Origin of the sequence: Cryobacterium glucosi (assembly GCF_004402235.1) — a bacterium.
Lineage (GTDB): Bacteria > Actinomycetota > Actinomycetes > Actinomycetales > Microbacteriaceae > Cryobacterium > Cryobacterium glucosi.
Genome location: NZ_SOFS01000008.1, coordinates 1 through 14,538, shown reverse-complemented (window position 1 = coordinate 14,538; position 14,538 = coordinate 1). Strand labels below are relative to the sequence as shown.

General features: G+C 68.3%; 12 protein-coding genes. 4 read left to right on the top strand and 8 right to left on the bottom strand.

The window, feature by feature from the left end; genetic code table 11:
- Window positions 1-6: 6 nt before the first annotated feature.
- The 7 genes from E3O46_RS02220 to E3O46_RS02190 all read right to left on the bottom strand — a co-directional run bounded on the left by E3O46_RS02220 (window position 7) and on the right by E3O46_RS02190 (window position 8,088).
- The gene (locus E3O46_RS02220) at window positions 7-1,584 is read right to left on the bottom strand and encodes a hydrogenase large subunit (protein WP_198413678.1); all 1,578 of its coding nucleotides are present in this window, start codon (window positions 1,582-1,584) and stop codon (window positions 7-9) included.
- The gene (locus tag E3O46_RS02215) at window positions 1,584-3,302 is read right to left on the bottom strand and encodes a proton-conducting transporter transmembrane domain-containing protein (RefSeq protein ID WP_198413677.1); all 1,719 of its coding nucleotides are present in this window, start codon (window positions 3,300-3,302) and stop codon (window positions 1,584-1,586) included. Before E3O46_RS02215 ends, E3O46_RS02220 begins: the two co-directional genes overlap by 1 nt.
- The gene (locus E3O46_RS02210) at window positions 3,302-3,958 is read right to left on the bottom strand and encodes a hypothetical protein (RefSeq protein WP_134449605.1); all 657 of its coding nucleotides are present in this window, start codon (window positions 3,956-3,958) and stop codon (window positions 3,302-3,304) included. Before E3O46_RS02210 ends, E3O46_RS02215 begins: the two co-directional genes overlap by 1 nt.
- A gap of 8 nt (window positions 3,959-3,966) precedes the next feature.
- Window positions 3,967-4,965, bottom strand: a complete 999-nt coding sequence (locus E3O46_RS02205; protein WP_134449606.1) for a respiratory chain complex I subunit 1 family protein — start codon at window positions 4,963-4,965, stop codon at window positions 3,967-3,969.
- Window positions 4,965-6,983: a proton-conducting transporter transmembrane domain-containing protein gene (locus E3O46_RS02200; RefSeq protein ID WP_134561021.1), complete on the bottom strand. Its 2,019-nt coding sequence runs from the start codon at window positions 6,981-6,983 to the stop codon at window positions 4,965-4,967. Before E3O46_RS02200 ends, E3O46_RS02205 begins: the two co-directional genes overlap by 1 nt.
- Window positions 6,980-7,465: an NADH-quinone oxidoreductase subunit B family protein gene (locus E3O46_RS02195; protein WP_134561020.1), complete on the bottom strand. Its 486-nt coding sequence runs from the start codon at window positions 7,463-7,465 to the stop codon at window positions 6,980-6,982. The genes E3O46_RS02200 and E3O46_RS02195 overlap by 4 nt, the downstream gene beginning before the upstream one ends.
- 107 nt (window positions 7,466-7,572) lie before the next feature.
- Window positions 7,573-8,088 (bottom strand): Lrp/AsnC family transcriptional regulator, encoded by a 516-nt coding sequence (locus tag E3O46_RS02190; RefSeq protein ID WP_134449609.1) that lies wholly within the window; start codon window positions 8,086-8,088, stop codon window positions 7,573-7,575.
- 186 nt (window positions 8,089-8,274) lie between these two features.
- Here E3O46_RS02190 and E3O46_RS02185 point away from each other — a divergent pair, with 186 nt between their 5' ends.
- Window positions 8,275-8,943, top strand: a complete 669-nt coding sequence (locus E3O46_RS02185) for a VOC family protein (protein ID WP_134558604.1) — start codon at window positions 8,275-8,277, stop codon at window positions 8,941-8,943.
- A 7-nt stretch (window positions 8,944-8,950) separates the two neighbouring features.
- Here the strand turns inward: E3O46_RS02185 and E3O46_RS02180 are convergent, their stop codons facing one another.
- Complete coding sequence (locus E3O46_RS02180; protein ID WP_134558605.1) at window positions 8,951-9,457, bottom strand: glutathione peroxidase; 507 nt, start codon at window positions 9,455-9,457, stop codon at window positions 8,951-8,953.
- A 330-nt stretch (window positions 9,458-9,787) separates the two neighbouring features.
- On the opposite strand from E3O46_RS02180, the gene E3O46_RS02175 reads away from it, so the two are divergent.
- The 3 genes from E3O46_RS02175 to E3O46_RS02165 all read left to right on the top strand — a co-directional run bounded on the left by E3O46_RS02175 (window position 9,788) and on the right by E3O46_RS02165 (window position 14,400).
- Window positions 9,788-11,476 carry a ribonuclease J gene (locus tag E3O46_RS02175; RefSeq protein ID WP_277612950.1) on the top strand — a complete coding sequence of 563 codons (1,689 nt, stop codon included), beginning with the start codon at window positions 9,788-9,790 and terminating at the stop codon, window positions 11,474-11,476.
- Between the two features lie 95 nt (window positions 11,477-11,571).
- Complete coding sequence (locus tag E3O46_RS02170; RefSeq protein WP_166788307.1) at window positions 11,572-13,677, top strand: transglycosylase domain-containing protein; 2,106 nt, start codon at window positions 11,572-11,574, stop codon at window positions 13,675-13,677.
- A 120-nt stretch (window positions 13,678-13,797) separates the two neighbouring features.
- Window positions 13,798-14,400 (top strand): NADPH-dependent FMN reductase, encoded by a 603-nt coding sequence (locus E3O46_RS02165; RefSeq protein WP_134561018.1) that lies wholly within the window; start codon window positions 13,798-13,800, stop codon window positions 14,398-14,400.
- The last annotated feature ends 138 nt before the right edge of the window (window positions 14,401-14,538 follow it).

The following is a 14,538-nucleotide window of genomic DNA, read 5'->3' as shown; positions in this document are numbered from 1 at the left end:
CGGGTATCAGAGGTCGTTGCCTGCGTAGGACTGGTTGAAGCTCTTGTTGACGAGCGGGAAGTCGGGCACGATCGTGTCCGCGAGCGCGACGGGCAGCGCCGGCCAGTTGAAGAACGAGGGGTCGACGATCTTGACCCGGCTGAGCACACCGCCGGCTCCGAGCTCGACCCGGTGGCAGATGCTTCCGCGCCAGCCCTCGACGAAGGCCAGCCCGGTGCCGGGCACGGCCGGGTCGACCGAGGTGCCGCTGCCGAGGTGCTCGCCGAGGCGCGCCACGAGGTCGATGACCACGGCCATCGAGACCGCGAATTCGCCCGCGCGCACCCGGTACCGGGCGAGCACGTCCCCGCCGGTCTCGGTGACGACGTGGAACGCCGGGCCGAGGTCGACGAACGGGTGGTCCCTGCGGGAGTCCGCGTCGATCCCCGACGCCCTCGCGACGTAACCGAGGGTGCCGATCGCGCGGGCCTGGGCCCCGGACAGCGGCGCCGTTCCGGTGAACCGGTCGCGCACGATCGCGTGGCCGAGGGTGATCGCGATGATCTCCTGCATGTCTGCGGCCACGCCGCGGAGCACCTCGGGGTCCGGCAGGCTGAGCACCCGGGCGCCCCCGATCCGCAAGCCGCCGCGCAGGAAGCGCTGGCCCGTGACGGTCTTGTTGAGTCGCAGGAGCGTCTCACGCAGCCGCTGGGTGTGCGAATGCACGATCCCGAAGCCGACGTCGTTCGCGAGCGAGCCGAGGTCGGAGACGTGGTTGTAGATCCGCTCGAGTTCGAGCAGGAGGGCGCGCAGCAGCCGGTCGGTCTCGCGGACCTCGATGCCCGCCGCGGCCTCGACGGCCATGCAGTATGCGAGGGAGTGCCCGACGACGGTGTCCCCGGTGACCTGCTCGGCGAGCTCGAGGCCGTCTGCCGGCCTGCGGCCCTCGAAGAGCCGCTCGACGCCGCGGTGCATGTACCACTGGCGGGCCTCCATGCGCACGATCGTCTCGCCGACGACGGAGAACCGGAAGTGGCCGGGGTCGATGATCCCGGCGTGGATCGGGCCGACGGCGATCTCGTAGACGCCGGGTCCCTCGACCTCGACGAAGGGGAAGGACTCGACGTCCGGCTCGAACCGGGGGGTCACCCGCGCGCCGCGGCGCATCGGGTACCAGCCGCGCGGCCAGTGCCCGTGCCGCACGAGCCGGTACGGCTGCGGGTGGTCGGCCGGGCGTACGCCGTACAGGTCCCGCATCCCGCGCTCGAAGTTGCCGGCCGGGTAGGACAGGTCGGCGATGCTCGGCACCCAGGCGTCGGTGTACGGCACCGGAACGACGAGGTCGACCTGCCGGCGGGGAAAGACGCCCGCGAACGAGTAGACGACGCGCAGGGCGTCTCCGTCGTCATGGCAGGCGATCATCGCGAGCCGGTTGCCGCTGTCCAGCAGGGCGGATGCCTCCTGCCGCAGCCGGTCGCGGACGAGCACCCGGATCTCGGGCCGGGCCGGGGCCGCCGGCATGACCGGAGCGTGGGGGACCGGTGCGTGGGGGATCGGTGGGCCGGGCGTCGCCGAATTCAGGTCAGGCGTGTCGCGGTTGGTCATCAGTGGGCTCCTCCCAGTACGGCGGCGGCGCGCACGAGCAGCACGCCGACCGGGTTCGCGATGAAGGGAACGACGGCGCAGGTGGCGAGGGCGAGCACGAGGGGGAGCAGCGGGCCGTGGGTCGAGCGGTCCGGCGCGACGACGACGTCGACGACGGTCACGGCGACGGTGTCGGGGAACGGAGCGGCCACGCGGATGTTGGAGGTCATCGGGAACGGTTCAGGACCGCTCCCGCCGTCAGCGACGTGAGCGACACCGTTCACGACTCCGGCACCGTCGATCCCTGCCTCCGCCTCGCGGCGGGACAGGACCGTGGCTTCGCGGTCCGCGTCCGATTCGTCCCCCGGCGCGGTCGCGCGCGGGGTCACCTGCTTCGGCAGGATCGGCGGGGTGTGGTCGAGGGCGTCGTGCGGGGAACCGATGGTGAGCGCGACGGTGAGCCGGGTGAGGCTCGCGAAGATCACGAGCAGGAGGACAAGGGCGATGCCGACGACGACGCCCATGCCTGCGGACCAGCCGGCGAGGATGATGCCCACCTCGGAGAAGAAGATGCTGAAGGGCGGAAATCCGACGAGCGCCGCCATCGCGACGAGCCACGGGATCGCCAGCCCCGGGCGGCGCACGAGCAGCGCCCGGACGTTGGCGATCGTCGGTGTGCCCTCTACCTCGAGGATCCGGCCGGAGACGACGAAGAGCGTCGCCTTCACGAGTCCGTGGCCGAGCATGTAGAGCAGCACGGCCGGCAGGGCGGCGGCGCCGACCGCGGCGCCGATCGCCATCAGGCCCATGTGCTCGATGCTCGAGTATGCGAGCATCCGCTTGAAGTCGCGCTGGCGGATGAGCAGGGCGGCGGCGACGAACAGGGAGAGCAGGCCGGCCACGCTCAGCATCGCCCGGAGGAAGTCCGGGCCGATCACGGCGTCCGTGATGGTCTGCACCCGCAGGATCGCGTACAGGGCGACCGCAAGCAGCACGCCGCTCATCAGGCCGGACACCGGCGCGGGCGCCTGGCTGTGGGCATCCGGCAACCAGCTGTGCATCGGTGCGAGGCCGGCCTTGGTCGCGAAGCCGAGCACAGCGAGGGCGCCGCCGGCACGGACGAGTGCGGGGTCGAGGGGCAGGCCCGGCTGGCTGAGCACGAGCCAGGACAGCGTCGCCTCGCCGGTGGCCCGGGAGGCTGCGTAAATCAGCAGGATGCCGAGCAGGGCGATCGCGACGCCGACGGAGCCGAGGATCACGTACTTCCAGGAGGCCTCGAGGGACTTGCCGGTGCGGTGCGCGCCGACCAGGAACGCGGTGGTGATCGTCGTCGCCTCGATCGAGGCCCACATCAGGCCGATGTTGTCAGCGACGACGGCGAGTGACATGGCGGCGAGGAACACCGAGATCAGGCCGTCGTAGGAGCCCGCCCAGCGCGCGGGAGTCTGGGAGTGGCCGCCGCCGCCGAGTCCGCCCCAGGTCGAGACGAGGCCGATGGCTCCGACGACCGTGAGCAGGTAGGCCGAGAGGGCGTCGGCGCGGAGCACGCCGCCGAGAGTCGGCACCTGGTCGTGCAGCGCGGCGACGACGAGGATCACCCCGGAGGCGAGCACGGCCAGGCTCGAGGCGATCGGACCGAGCCGGCGCAGCCGCGGGGACGGCACCGTGAGGCTCAGGAGCGCGAACAGCACCGGGAGGGCGAGCGGGGTCCAGAGTGCGAAGGACAGGGACGGGGCCATCAGTCATGCAACTTTCTCAGCTGGTCGATGTCCGTATTGCCGAACTTGTTGTGCATCCGCCCCGCGAAGACGTAGAGGATCATCACGACGAGGAGCACGTCGAGGGAGATGCCGAGCTCGAGCACGAGCGGGACGCCGCCGCTCGTCAGGAAGGCGACGGTCGCGATGCCGTTGTCGAGCACGAGGAAGCCGATCAGCTGCGACCGCGCCTGCCTCCGGGTGACGAGCAGCAGGAAGCCGATCAGCACCATGGCGAGCCCGATCGGCGCGGCGTGCGCGGACACGCTCGTGTCCCTGGCCAGCACCCGGCTGGAGACCACATAGGCGAGGATCGTGAGCAGGGCCACTGTCAGGAGCGAGGCCGTCGGGTTCAGGCGCGGGGCCTCATCCGTTCGGGTCGTCGCCTTCGACTCGTGGGCGAGCACCCACGGCAGGCCGAGGCCCTTGACGAGCAGCACGAGCACGGCGACGAGGATGACCTCGAGCTCGCCCTTCTGCACGCCGATCACGGCGACGAGCGCGGCCAGGGCGAGGCCCTGTACGGCGAGCAGGCGGATCGAGGCGAGCATCGAGTGCCGCCAGACCATCAGCGCGCTCGTGAGCAGCAGCGTGCCGGTGCAGAGGCCGATGAGTTGCGGGTAGGTGGTTTCGAACACGGATGCTCCTAAGCGACCAGGTAGGAGGCGGTGACGGCGAGCAGGGCGAGGGCGAACGACCCCGCGAGCAGCTCGGGCACGCTGAACAGGCGCGCCTTGGCGAGGAAGACCTCGCCGACGCTCAGCGCGGTGCCCAGGGCGAGCACCTTGGCGGCGACTGCGACGGCGCCGAGGAGGAGACCGGGCACGGTGAAGTCGGTGAGGACGCCCCACGGCACGATGAGGTTGCCGAGCAGGCCGAGCAGGGCGGCGAGCTTGAGCCAGGAGCCCAGTTCGAGCCAGGCCAGGTCGCGCCCGGAGCTTTCGAGCACCATGGCCTCGTGCAGCATCGTGAGTTCGAGGTGCGTCGAGGGGTTGTCGATGGGCAGCCGGCTCGTCTCGGCCATGATCGCGATCGCGAGGGCGACCATCGCGAGCAGGCTCACGGGGGAGATGATCACGGCGGGCGTCTGGAGCCGGGTCTGCACGATCAGCGACAGCGTCGAACTGCCCGCCGGGATCGAGAGGGCGTAGATCGAGAGGAGCAGGGTCGGCTCGACGAGGGCGGCGACCGTCATGTGCCTGCTCGAGCCCATCCCGCCGAACGCGGTGCCGCCGTCGAGCCCGACGAGGGCGAGCGCGACGACGCCGATCAGCATGACAGAGACGATCACGAAGAGGTCGCTCGGGATGAGCGGGAGCGCGAGGGTGCCGACGAGGGGGAGCAGCACGCAGAGCAGCAGGCTCGAGACGAGCAGCACGATCGGGCCGACCGACAGCATCCAGCTCGAGTCCGCCGCGTGCACAGGCTCCTTGGCGAGGAGCTTCCGCACGTCGCGCCAGGGCTGCCAGATTCCGGCCCCCGCGCGGCCCTCGAGCCGGGCGCGCACCTGGCGGATCACGCCGATCAACAGCGGGGCCAGGAAGACGAAGAGCGCGAGTTGCAGCACGGCCATCAGGATCGGGGCCCCGATGCCGGCCCAGGTCAGCTCAACCGCGTGCGCCGCAGCGCCCGTGCCCACGCGCATCACAGCGACACCGCGATCAGCACGACGAGCAGGGCGGCGAACGAATAGCCGAGGTAGCGGTGGATGCTGCCGTCCTGGGCGCGCCGGGCGGCGAGGCCGAAGCGCTGGGCCGCGTTCAGGACCGGCCGGTAGAGCCGGGTCTCGATCACGTCGGAGACGGTCTGTTCGACGTGCACCTTCTCGACGAGGTACCTGGACTCGCCGACATGGGTGACCTCGACGTCGCGCGACGGACGCAGCACGTCGTCGAAGACCCGCACGAGTGGTTCGGCGTATGAGGTCGCGGTGTACTGCATCCGGGGCCGGAGCCTCGAGCCGCCACCGGCCCAGGGCAGCGGGTCCACCCGGGTGGGGTGGCGCCGGGCGCCGAGGGCGACGATGACGAGGATCGGCACGAGGACGAGTCCCGCGAGGATGACGAGGGTGCCAGGGTCGAGCACGGCGTCGATTCCGGAGAGGCTGACGCCGGCGAGGCCGACGGTGTGCACGTCGGGAACGATGACGGGGCCGACGGCCGCGGCGATGGCCGCGGCGAGCGGGCCGGGCATGAGCCCGAGGCCGACGACGGCGAGGGCGCCGAGCACGAGGGGGACGCGCATCACCCAGGGCACCTCGCGGGCGATGCTCGCCTTCCGGGAGCGCGGCCGGGCCAGGAATGCGATGCCGTATGCCTTGACGAAGGTCAGCAGTGCGAGTCCCGCGGTGAGGGCGAGCACGGCGACGGCGAGCGGCATCGCGATCGACGCGGCGACGGAAACGACCTCACCGTCGAGCCGGGCACCGTGGATCAGCGCCTGCAGCAGCATCCACTCGGCGACGAAGCCGCTCGTGATCGGGAGCGATGCCGCGCCGAGACTGGCGAGGCCGAACGTGCCTGCCGTCCACGGCATCCGTTTGCCCAGGCCGCCGAGGCGGTCGAGGTTGAGCTCGCCGGTCGCGTGCGCGACGGCGCCGGCACCGAGGAAGAGGGTCGTCTTGAAGGCGGCGTGGCTCACCATGAGCAGAAGGGCCGCGACGAGGGCGGCGTCTGCGGCGGCCGTCGCGTTGTAACTGCGCAGCAACACGGATGCCCCGAGGCCGAGGAAGACGAGCCCCATGTTCTCTGTGGTCGAGTAGGCCAGCAGCACCTTGAGGTCGCTCGCGACGGAGGCCTGCAGGATGCCGTACACGGCGGACACACCGCCGAGCACGAGGATGAGCACGCCCCACCACGGCGGGCCGGAGGGCAGCAGGCGCACGCAGACGAGGAGCGCGCCGTAAACGCCGATCTTGACCATTGCGCCGCTCATCGCCGCGGCGACGTGGCTCGGCGCCTCGGGCAGCACCCGGGGAACCCAGACGTGCAGCGGGACGAGCTCCGCCTTGCCGCCGAAGCCGAGCAGGAGGAGGACGAATGCGAGGTTCGCCGGCCAGGAATCGGCCGGCACGGTCGCGAGCGTCTGGAAGCCGGTGCCGCCGGTGGCGGCCACGAGCACGCCGAAGCCGGCGAGCACGAAGAAGAAGCTCAGCTGGGACATCGCCGAGTACCAGATCGCGGCGGAGTAGACGGTGCTCCGGCTCGCGTGGTCGGCGAGGAGGAGCACGGTGGAGCCGAGGGTCATGATCTCCCAGAGGAGCAGGAAGGACACGACGTCGGTCGCGGCGGGAACGAGCTGCATGCCGCCGAGGAAGACGGCCATGGCCGCCCAGGAAGTGCGTGAGGCCTCCGCGCCGCGGGCCGAGCCGATCCCGAAGAGGGAGACGAGGGCGCCGACCGCGGAGACGACGATCATGAAGAGGCCGCCGAGCCGGTCAGGGGAGAGCACGAGGGGATCGATCGGGAGAGCGAGCGGGATGGTCAGGGCGCCGTTCGCCCCGCCGAGCGCTGCGGCCCCCGTGACGATGCCGGCGACGCCGAGGAGGGCGCAGAGCGCGCCGGTCGCGCGGGACCGCCACGAGACGGGACTGAGCAGGCCGGTCGCAACGGCGGCGAGCGCGAGCAGGGCCTGGACGACGAGGCCGGACTGGACGGCGTTCATCGCCCGGTCATCCGTCGGAGGGCTTCGACGATGGCGGCAGGCTCCGGCGGAGTACCGGGGACAACGAGGTCGACGTGCACGAAGTCGGACACCGGGCCGGCGACACCGTAGCCGTCGGCGAAGACGCCACCGGTGATCGCGCAGTCGCCGACGGCGACGACGAAACGGGGGGTGGGGGTCGCGACGACCGTGCGCCGAAGCGGTTCGATCATGTTCCTGGTCACCGAACCGCAGATCAGCAGCACGTCAGCATGCCGAGGCGAGGCGACGAGCCGCACGCCGTAGCGCTCGACGTCGTAGACCGGGCCGAAGGCACTGGCGACTTCCTGGGCGCAGTCGTTGCAGCCGCCGGCATTGATGAAGCGCACCTGGATGCTGCCGCCGAAGATCCCGGCGCCGGGGAAGAGGGCGGGGGCCTGCGGGGCCTGCTCGGCGATCCGCCCGCTGCGACGGATGAGGGAGGTCAGTCTGGTGACGCTCACCGGGGGTCTACGCCACTAAACATCATTACTTCTTTATATACCTATATGATGAATTTATCAAATAGATTGTGGACACTGCGCGGTGCGGGGCGGTCGTTCCGTCGGACTCAGGCCTCGTCGTCGATATCGACGTCGGCGCGGTTCGCCGGGCCGCGCTCCCGGGTCACCCGGTCGAGCAACGGGGTGATCCGGTATGGGATCAGCTCGCCCATGGCGAGCGAGGTCTCCGTGCGATCGACGCCCTCGCACGCAAGGATCGTGCCGTCGATGCGGAACAGGTCGTCGGCATCCGTGCACACGACGAGGACGAGCAGGTCCGTCGACCCGCTCATTCCGTGGGCCTGAACGATCTCGGGGATCTGGTTGAGTTCTGCGACGATCTGGCTGAGCCTCTTCTGCTGCAGGTGCACCTGGATGAACGCCGTCAGGGGGTGGCCGAGGGCGATCGGATTGATCCGGCGATCGAAGGCCAGGAACGCGTTGGATTCTTCGAGCCGTGCCATCCGCGCCTGCACGGTGTTCCTGGACAATCCCAGCCGCTGGGCGAGGGCCACGAAGGTGCTGCGCGGCTCTACGCAGAGGGCGCGGAGGAGTTGGAGGTCGACCCTGTCCAGACTGTGCATAACGCATGAGATTAGCACGCAGGAGGCCCGCAGAATAGGGCAAAGTGATTAGTGTTACGCCCCGCGAGGGCGCATCCGTGAAGGACGCGTCGGGAGGGTCACCGCGGCGGTCCGCCGCGCTTCCCGCCGGCTTTCGCAGGCCTCATTCTCTTGACCGCCGGCGGGCGCCGGAGCAGAGTGAGGTACATGAGCGCAACCGGTTCGATCCAGAGTCCCGTGCAGACCGGCCCCGTGCTCGCGGGCGGCCCGTTCGTACACCTCGATGGAGCGTTGCACGCGAGCTACCGCACGAGCGATTTCGCCTCTGCGGTGCGCTTCCTCGACCGCGTCGCCGAGGCGGCGGATGCCGCAGGCCACCATCCCGACGTCGAACTCGGCTACGGGACGGTCGCCTTCCGGCTCCGCTCGCATGATCTCGGCGGCGTGACCGAACGCGACCTCCGGCTCGCCCTGCAGATCCAGGCGCTCGCGAATGAGCTCGGTGCGGAAGGCAGGGCCGTGACGCCCGCCCGGTACGACGTTGCGATCGACTGCACGGACGCCGACTCGATCCGGCCGTTCTGGCGCGTCGGCCTCGGTTATGTCGAGCTGCCGGCCGACGGCGACGGCGACGTGGAACTCGTCGACCCGCGGGGTCATGGGCCGAGGGTCTGGTTCCAGCACATGGAGATTGCCCGCACCGACCGGAATCGTATCCATCTGGACGTCTACGTGCCGGGTGACGACGCCGAGGAACGCGTCAGCGCGATCGTCGAGGCCGGCGGCACGCTGCTCACCGACGAGCACGCCCCCGAGTGGTGGGTGCTCGCCGACGTCGAGGGCAACGAGCTCTGCGTCTGCACCTCGAGCTACTGAACCCGGGTCAGGCGGCGGCGGAGGCGAGCGTCTTCTCGATCGCGCCGACGAGCTCTGGTGACTCGGGTTCGACGGTCGAGGCGAAGCGGTCCACGATCTGGCCCTCTGCGTTCACGAGGAACTTCTCGAAATTCCACTTGACGAGGCCGGGCAGCAGGCCGGACTTGAACCTGGTGAGCTGGGCGTAGAGCGGATGCTGGTGCTTGCCCCGGACATCCACCTTCTCGGTCATCGGGAAGGTGACACCGTAGTTCAGCTGGCAGAACGCCTCGATGTCGGCGGACTCCCCGGGCTCCTGGCCCATGAATTGGTTGCACGGCAGGCCGAGGACGACGAGGCCGTCGTCCTTGAAGCGCTCGTAGAGGGCCTCGAGGCCCGCGTACTGGGGCGTGAAGCCGCACTTGGATGCGACATTGACCACGAGAACGGTCTTGCCGCGGTAGTCGGCGAATGTCGTCTCCGTGCCGTCGATGAGGGTGAGCGGGGCGTCGTACAGGGGGGAAGAAGAAGGCATAATCGCAGGCTATTAGCGAAGTCTCCGAGTCGGCTGGGGACGGCGGGAGAACCGCCGGGGGAGCTGGCGGCCCGCATGCGGTAGAATTGGGAGTTGACAGCGCGATTCAACGGCCATCCACAGCTGCGCTTTCACGCTCTGCGGTTCCACACACCCGGATGGCTTTCCACGGCTTCGCCCAGTCGAATGAGGCTCACGGCCTCGCGACCTGACGCGCGCATCACCTTCTGATTTGCATAACCCCGTCACCACGGCTGCCGGATAGACCCGGCGCCGGCTATGAGACCGGTTGCCCTGTGCGCGGTTTCGCCAAGAAATGAGTTTATTTAATTGACTAAGCACGAACTCGACCTGAACAGCCCGCCGTCCCTCATCAAGCGGGGACTGCGCATCGTCCCCCTCGGCGGCCTCGGCGAGATCGGTCGCAACATGACCGTCTTCGAACACAAGGGCAAGCTGCTCATCGTGGACTGCGGGGTGCTGTTCCCCGAGGAGACCCAGCCCGGCGTCAACGTGATCCTGCCCGACTTCTCCTACATCCGCAGCCGGATGCAGGACGTCGTCGCCGTGGTGCTGACCCACGGCCACGAGGACCACATCGGCGGCGTTCCGTACCTCCTCCGCGAGCGCGCGGACATCCCCGTCGTCGGCAGCGAGCTCACCCTCGCCTTCGTGAGCGCCAAGCTCGAAGAACACCGGATCACCCCCAAGCTCCAGCAGGTCAAGGAAGGCCAGCGTCGCAGCTTCGGCCCGTTCGACCTCGAATTCCTCGCGGTGAACCACTCCATCCCCGACGGACTCGCCGTCGCCATTCGCACCGAAGCCGGCCTCGTGCTCGCGACCGGTGACTTCAAGATGGACCAGTTCCCGCTCGACAACCGCCTCACCGACCTCCCCGGCTTCGCCCGTCTCGGTGAAGAGGGCGTCGACCTCTTCATGACGGACTCGACCAACGCCGAGGTTCCCGGCTTCACGATGACCGAGGAAGACATCCGCCCGGCCATCGACTCGGTGTTCCGCACCGCGCCGCGCCGTATCATCGTGTCGAGCTTCGCGAGCCACGTGCACCGCATCCAGCAGGTCATCGACGCGTCGGCCAGGCACAACCGCAAGGTCGCCTTCGTCGGCCGCTCGATGGTGCGCAACATGGCCATCGCGGAGAAACTCGGCTTCCTGCACGTGCCGAAGGGCCTCATCGTCGACGTCAAGGCGCTCGAGCGGATGAAGGACAGCCAGGTCACGATGATCTGCACCGGGTCGCAGGGCGAGCCGATGGCAGCCCTCTCCCGGATGGCGAACCGCGAACACACGATCAAGATCGGCGAGGGCGACACCGTCCTCCTCGCGAGCTCGCTCATTCCCGGCAACGAGAACTCGATCTACCGGGTCATCAACGGCCTCACCCGCTGGGGCGCCAATGTCGTGCACAAGGGCAACGCCAAGGTGCACGTCTCCGGCCACGCGAGCGCCGGCGAGCTCGTCTACTGCTACAACCTCGTCAAGCCCAAGAACGTCATGCCGATCCACGGCGAATGGCGCCACCTCAAGGCCAACGCCGAGCTCGCGATCCGCACGGGTGTCCCCGAGGCGCAGGTGCTCGTCGTCGAAGACGGCGTGGTCGTCGACCTCGTCGACGGCGTCGCCAAGATCGTCGGCCGCGTTCCGGCCGAGATCGTCCTCGTCGATGGCATGACCGTCGGCGGTGTCGCCTCCGAAGAGGCCCTCGCCGACCGCGTGCAGCTCTCCAACGACGGCGCGGTCACGATCCTCGGCATCCTCGACACCCGCACCGGCGCGCTCGTCGAACCGGTCGAGTTCATCGCCCGCGGCTTCGTGCAGGACAACGCCTGGATCCAGGGCGCGACGAAGTCCATCGACGACGCTCTCCGCGCGGCGAACAAGGTCAAGATCGTCGACGGGCCCGAGCTCGAAGAGATCTTCACCCAGAGTGTGACACGGTGGATGCAGCGTAAGTACCGCCGCATCCCGGTGATCACCTCCGTCGTCGTCGACGCCTAGCAGCCACTCCAAGGCGGATGCCGGTGGACCCGCGGGTCCGGCGGCATCCGCCTTCTTCGTACCACTCGTCCAGAAATGAAAGCCATAGTCGTACCATGACAATTTCGCCGCCCAGCAGGAAGAAGGGCCGTCGACTCCGCCGTCGTTCCATCGTCCTGATCGCAATGGGTGTCGTCGTGGCCGTCATCGCGACCGTCGTGACCGTCATCGCCGTGAACCTGCCCGACGACCTCGAGATCGGCCGGCTGTCGCAGAAGAGCAACCTCTATGCGACCACGAGCGCGGGAACCCCCTACCTCCTCGCGTCGTTCTACGACCAGAACCGCGTCGAGGTCGCCTTCGACGCGATCAGCCCGTTCGTGAAGGATGCCGCGACCTCGGGAGAGGATCCGGGCTTCTACGACCACGGGGGCGTCGACATCTGGGGCACCGTGACCGGCATCGTCTCGACCGTCTTCACCGGCACAGCCAGGGGCGGCTCCTCGATCACCCAGCAGTACGTGAAGAACGTGCTCGTGCAGAAGTGCGAAGCGCTCACCGACGAGACGGAACGCGCGGACTGCTACAACACGGCCACCGAGGCGAGCCCCGACCGGAAGCTCAAGGAGATGAGCCTCGCCATCGGCCTCGAGAAGAAGTACTCCAAGGACGAAATCCTGCGCCAGTACCTGAACATCACGGGCTTCGGCGGCTCCGTCTACGGAATCGAGGCCGCGGCGAGCTACTACTTCAACACCACGGCGGCCAACCTCACGTTGCCGCAGGCCGCGAGCCTCGTCGCGATCGTCAACAACCCGGTCAAATTCCAGCTCGACAAGCCGGACAGCGCGACAAACGGTGTGGCCAACGGTTATGCCGACAACAAGGACAGGCGCGATTACATCCTCGATGCGATGCTCGAGCACGGCAAGATCAGCCAGGCAGATCACGATGCAGCGATCAACGCCCCGATCGAACCGACCATCACCGAGCCGAGCACCGGGTGCCAGACAGCAGGCGGCAGCGCCTACTTCTGCGACCTCGTCATGCAAACGCTTCGCAACGACCCGGCATTCGGGGCGGATGCCGAGACACGGCTGGCCAACGTGCGACTCGGCGGGTACAACGTCTACACGACCCTAGACCTCGATCTGCAGTCCGCCGCCGAGACCACAATGAAGGCGAACGTGCCTGCGACGTATCCGGGCTGGGACGTCGGCGGGGTCATCACGAGTGTGGAGGTCGGAACCGGGCGAGTGCTCGACATGGCCCAGAACAAGGACTACAGCCAGGATCCTGCCGTGCAGGCGACCGGAGACAACTTCAGCGGCATCAACTACAACACCGACCTCGGCCAGGGCGGCTCCAACGGGTTCCAGACCGGGTCGACGTACAAGGTCTTCACCCTTGCCGAGTGGCTCAACGAAGGTCATTCCCTCTCCGAGTCCGTGAGTTCCCGGCCCCGGTCGAACTGGGGGACCTTCGAGGACAGTTGCAACGGGCCGCAAAGCTACGGGGCGGCATTCAACCCGAAGAACGATTCCTCGTCGGAGAACGGCTCGTACAGTTCGGCGTTGCAGTCGACCATCCAGTCGATCAACACGGGTTTCATCGGTATGGCCAAGGAACTCGACCTGTGCGGCATTCGCAAGACGGCCGAAGCATTCGGCGTGCACCGTGCCGACGGGAATGCGCTCGAGCAGGGCGCGGCATCCGTGCTCGGAACAAACGAGATCGCGCCCCTCACCATGGCGGCCGCCTATGCCGGGATCGCAAACGACGGCGTGACGTGCACGCCGATCCTGATCGACAGGATCACCGGGCCGGACGGTACGGAGATTCCCGCGCCGACGTCGAACTGCACCCAGTCCGTCAGCACGGACGTCGCCGCGGGGATGAGTTATGCGATGCAACGGGTCATGACGAGCGGAACGGCGGCGGCCTCCTACCGAGCCACCACGCCCCGGGTGCCGATGATCGGCAAGACCGGCACCACCGACGACAACAAGGACACCTGGATGAGCGGGGCCAGCACGAAGGTCGCCACCGTCGTCGGGGTTGTGAACGTGTCCGGCGACGGCCAGGACCAGCGGACGACGTACTTCGACAGCGGCCAGGCCGCGACCGCCCGGCACCGGATGTGGCCGGATGTCATGAGCGTCGCCAACGAGAAGTACGGCGGGGACAGCTTCACGGTGCCGCCGCGGAGCATGACCCGCTGATCCGGACTGTGTGGCTGATCACGACTGTGTGATAGGACGGAGGAGTCGGCTCATCACACAGGAGATGCCGGGGACAGTCGTTTGACGTGGCCGTTCGGGCGCTCCGGAAAGAACACGGAAATGACGTCACACAGGATCGGCTACTTCGTCGGAAGCCTGTCCTCCACCTCCATCAATCGCACGCTCTCCCGGGCGCTGATCCGGCTCGCCCCGGAGAACCTGCACTTCACGGAAATCCCCATCCGGGACCTTCCCCTCTACAGCCAGGACTTCGACGCCGACTATCCACCGGAGGGGCGCGCCCTCAAAGCTGCCATCGAAGGCTCCGACGGGATCCTGATCGTTTCGCCCGAATACAACCGGTCGATACCGGGGGCCCTGAAGAATGCCATCGACTGGGGTTCGCGGCCCTGGGGGACCAACTCCTTCGCGCGGAAGCCCACCGGAATCATCGGCGCCTCCGTGGGTAATATCGGCACCGCCGTCATGCAGTCGAACATGCGCAGCGTGCTGAGCTTCCTCGATGCCCCCCAGTTGAACTCCCCGGAGGCGTACATCAAGTTCGATCCGACGGTCTTCACGGGCGACGGCGAAATCACCGATGCGGGCACCAGGGACTTTCTCCGGCACTACATGGATGAGTACGGTGCGTTCGTCCAGCGCGTCCTGGACGTCACCGCGCCGGGCCACATCGGAGACTTGCACGCGAGCTCGAAGAAGTGACGCGATAGCCGTCGGCCCCGGGCGCTAGCTGTACTGAGTCATGACGTTGGTGACACTCGGCTGATGGGGGTTGTTCCGATGCCGGTGTGGATGCGTTCAGTGTTGTAGTAGTTGAGCCAGGGTGCAAGCGCTGCTGCG

Excerpts from the sequence above, each read along its gene's own strand:
- E3O46_RS02205 (WP_134449606.1), bottom strand. The coding sequence starts at position 4,965 with ATGCGCGTGGGCACGGGCGCTGCGGCGCACGCGGTTGAGCTGACCTGG.
- E3O46_RS02220 (WP_198413678.1), bottom strand. The coding sequence starts at position 1,584 with ATGACCAACCGCGACACGCCTGACCTGAATTCGGCGACGCCCGGCCCA.
- E3O46_RS02190 (WP_134449609.1), bottom strand. The coding sequence starts at position 8,088 with ATGCACAGTCTGGACAGGGTCGACCTCCAACTCCTCCGCGCCCTCTGC.
- E3O46_RS02185 (WP_134558604.1), top strand. The coding sequence starts at position 8,275 with ATGAGCGCAACCGGTTCGATCCAGAGTCCCGTGCAGACCGGCCCCGTG.
- E3O46_RS02215 (WP_198413677.1), bottom strand. The coding sequence starts at position 3,302 with ATGGCCCCGTCCCTGTCCTTCGCACTCTGGACCCCGCTCGCCCTCCCG.
- E3O46_RS02180 (WP_134558605.1), bottom strand. The coding sequence starts at position 9,457 with ATGCCTTCTTCTTCCCCCCTGTACGACGCCCCGCTCACCCTCATCGAC.
- E3O46_RS02200 (WP_134561021.1), bottom strand. The coding sequence starts at position 6,983 with ATGAACGCCGTCCAGTCCGGCCTCGTCGTCCAGGCCCTGCTCGCGCTC.
- E3O46_RS02165 (WP_134561018.1), top strand. The coding sequence starts at position 13,798 with ATGACGTCACACAGGATCGGCTACTTCGTCGGAAGCCTGTCCTCCACC.
- E3O46_RS02170 (WP_166788307.1), top strand. The coding sequence starts at position 11,572 with ATGACAATTTCGCCGCCCAGCAGGAAGAAGGGCCGTCGACTCCGCCGT.